Origin of the sequence: Halomonas sp., from assembly GCF_031581305.1 — a bacterium.
Lineage (GTDB): Bacteria > Pseudomonadota > Gammaproteobacteria > Pseudomonadales > Halomonadaceae > Halomonas.
In genome coordinates, this window is sequence record NZ_JAVLBC010000006.1 from 1 (window position 1) to 1227 (window position 1227).

Below are 1227 nucleotides of genomic sequence, written 5' to 3' on the forward strand. Positions count from 1 at the left end.
TGGGTCGATATCTGACTTCACTCTACAATCTCCGTCGCCTTGTCGGCGTCAAACGCCAGCCGGCCGGCAATCGCCTGCATCTCCTCAGTCGGCTGTTCATAGCTCCAGGCCATATCGGAGATATCGGGTAGCGAGTAGTAGGTCGTGTCGCCCTTGAACGGACAATGGGTAACGTTCTCAGAGGGCGTCAGCAAGTCCATGCGCACATCATCGCGGGGTAGATACTGCCTCGGCGGATAGCCACGTTCGCGCAGTTCGATGGCATTGTGGGTATCGGCGATCAGGGTGTCGCCATCAAGAATGCGCACCCGTCGGGTATGCGGCTGCAAGGTGATGCGGGGTGCAGTGTGGTCGGCCATTGACAGTTCCCTTGCTGGTTGGCGTTTCAACCAGCTTAGGGAACATGGGGGAAACTGTCACTCGACTCGGGGCAAGTGCGTCTTCGTCATTGGTCATCCCCCCGCCGTGGTCGCTGGGTATCCTCGCCGAATCTCCGCTGACGCTGAACGTCGGCGTGGCCGGCGAGGTATGGCTGGTGCCCGACGATGGCGAGCCGCTGCGGAGCGGCGCGGGTACATGGCGATGAAGGGCATTGCAGCGCAGCGAGTCGCCTACACCACGGCTAACCAGAACAGGCCGCCGATGACGGCAAGGGCGACCGACACCACAACACCGGCGTGTCCGCCTCGCCTGCCAACCAGAATTCGGGCGGCGATAGCCAAGCCGCCCACACCGATCAAGACGGTATCCGTGCCGTGCACACGGTGGTCGCCTCCGAATTTCGCCGGTGTGGTGACCGAATCCGACAGAATGGCACCCACGCCACAAAACATCGCGCCGGCGGCCAGCAAGGCCAAAACGATCGAGCCAGCCACGCCAGGCGGCCCCTTGGGGTTCATACACCATCGCCCAGTTGGATACGCGGCCCCTCGTCGGAGAGCCCTGTGAAGAAAATCGCCGCCGAGGCCATCCGGCAGCGTTACTCGGTCCCGTATCTTGCCTGGCCGGCGGTCCAGCAAGCGATAGTCAGTAACCACTGGCCAGGCGCCAGCGCCTGGTGTCTTGAACGGGTCGCGACGGGAATACCCCAAATTCTCGGTGGCTCACGGCTGGTGTCGCTCCCTGGCGCACCGCTTCCACAACGTCAAGCAGCGCTTGGCTGACCTGTCAGCTGGTCTGCTGGATCGGCGCCACATCAGTGTCGGACTGCAGCGCCGATAACACGCT

At 62.8% G+C, this 1227-nt stretch carries 2 protein-coding genes; both read right to left on the reverse strand.

Annotation, left to right across the window (positions count from 1 at the left end; all coding sequences use genetic code 11):
* Positions 1-17: 17 nt before the first annotated feature.
* Positions 18-359 carry a DUF427 domain-containing protein gene (locus RI841_RS01110; RefSeq protein ID WP_310703693.1) on the reverse strand — a complete coding sequence of 114 codons (342 nt, stop codon included), beginning with the start codon at positions 357-359 and terminating at the stop codon, positions 18-20.
* Between the two features lie 252 nt (positions 360-611).
* Positions 612-899 (reverse strand): hypothetical protein, encoded by a 288-nt coding sequence (locus RI841_RS01115; protein WP_310703695.1) that lies wholly within the window; start codon positions 897-899, stop codon positions 612-614.
* Positions 900-1227: the final 328 nt, after the last annotated feature.

Excerpts from the sequence above, each read along its gene's own strand:
- RI841_RS01115 (WP_310703695.1), bottom strand. The coding sequence starts at position 899 with ATGAACCCCAAGGGGCCGCCTGGCGTGGCTGGCTCGATCGTTTTGGCC.
- RI841_RS01110 (WP_310703693.1), bottom strand. The coding sequence starts at position 359 with ATGGCCGACCACACTGCACCCCGCATCACCTTGCAGCCGCATACCCGA.